Genomic DNA, 1,657 nt, shown 5'->3' with positions numbered 1-1,657 from the left:
CACCACCACGCGGTCGGAGATGTCCATCACCACGCCCATGTCGTGCTCGATCAGCACGATGGTGGTGCCGAACTCGTCGTTCACGTCGAGGATGAATCGGCTCATGTCCTGCTTTTCTTCGACGTTCATCCCGGCCATCGGCTCGTCGAGCAGCAGCACCTGCGGCTCCATCGCGAGCGCGCGGCCGAGGTCGACGCGCTTTTGCAGGCCGTACGGCATCTTGCCGACGGCTGTTTTGCGGTAGGGCTGGATCTCCAGGAAGTCGATGATGCGTTCGACCACCGCACGCTGTTCGATCTCTTCACGCTGCGCCGGGCCGAGGCGAATGGCCTGCATCAAGAGGTTCGACTTCATCTTGAGGTTGCGCCCCGTCATGATGTTGTCGAGCACGCTCATGCCCTTGAACAGCGCCAGGCTCTGGAAGGTGCGCGCCACGCCCATCTCGGCCACCTGGCGCGAGTTCATGTGCCGAAACGTCTGGCCGCGAAAGGTGATCGAGCCTTGTTGCGGCTGGTAGACGCCGTTGATGCAGTTGAGCATCGAGCTCTTGCCGGCACCGTTGGGGCCGATGATGGCGCGTATCTCGTGCTCGCGCACATTGAAGCTGATGTCGGTGAGTGCCTTCACGCCGCCGAAGGCGAGGCTGATGTTCTGCACGTCGAGGATGACGTCGCCGATCTTGCGGGTCATGCTTCCACCCCCGTTCGCCCTGAGCCTGCCGAAGGGTTGGTGTGAGGTGCACGCTGGGCTTCGACAGGCTCAGCCCGAACGGAGGTGAGGGTGGCAGGGAACGTCTTCACATCCATGATCTTCAGATCCGCAGACACCATGCCCGTGCGCCCGTCTTCAAACTTCACCGCTGTCTCGATGTACTGCGAGCCCTTGCCGCCGTACAGCGCATCCACCAACACCTGATATCGATCACCGATGAAGCCGCGCCGCACCTTGCGTGTGCGGGTGAGTTCGCCATCGTCGGCGTCGAGTTCCTTGTGCAGGATCAGGAAGCGGCTGACCTGGCTGCCGGCCAGCTTGTCGTCGACAGCGAGGTCGGCGTTGACCTTTTCGATGCAGTCACGCACCAGCTCGTAGACCTCGGGCTTCTGCGCCAGGTCGGTGTAGCCGCCATAGGGCAGGTTGCGCTTCTCGGCCCAGTTGCCCACCGCCTCGACGTCGATGTTGATGAAGGCGCAGACCTTGTCACGCCCGTCGCCGTAAGCCACCGCTTCCTTGATGTACGGAAAGAACTTCAGCTTGTTCTCCACGTACTTCGGCGCAAACATGGCGCCGGCCAAAGTCCGACCCACGTCTTTCGCGCGGTCGATGATTTTCAGGTGGCCCTGCGCGTCCATGAAGCCGGCGTCGCCCGTGTGGTACCAGCCCTCCGCGGTGAGCACCTCGGCGGTGGCGGCTTGGTTCTTGTAATAGCCGCGCAAGAGGCCCGACGAGCGCACCATGATTTCGCCGTTGTCGGCCACCTTGATCTCCACCCCGTCGATGGGCACGCCCACCGTGTCGGCGCGGGCCTGGTGGTCGGGTTGCAGGCAAACGAACACCGCCGTTTCGGTGGAGCCGTAAAGCTGCTTCAGGTTGACCCCGATCGAGCGGTAGAAGCTGAACAGGTCGGGCCCGATGGCCTCGCCCGCGGTGTAGGCCACCC

Annotated in this window: 2 protein-coding genes; both read right to left on the bottom strand. The window is 63.1% G+C overall.

All coding sequences use genetic code 11. The annotated features are described in order from the left end of the window. Positions 1–690, bottom strand: a 690-nt coding sequence (locus RMO40_RS06535) for an ATP-binding cassette domain-containing protein (protein WP_309717975.1), incomplete at its 3' end; no start/stop codon positions are given. Continuing rightward, on the bottom strand, positions 687–1,657 hold a 971-nt coding region (locus tag RMO40_RS06530), incomplete at its 5' end, for an AMP-binding protein (protein ID WP_309717974.1). The genes RMO40_RS06530 and RMO40_RS06535, both read right to left, overlap by 4 nt.

It is taken from the genome of Rhizobacter sp. (assembly GCF_031412075.1).
In the GTDB taxonomy this organism is placed as follows: domain Bacteria; phylum Pseudomonadota; class Gammaproteobacteria; order Burkholderiales; family Burkholderiaceae_C; genus Rhizobacter.
This window is presented reverse-complemented; position numbering and strand designations above follow the sequence as displayed.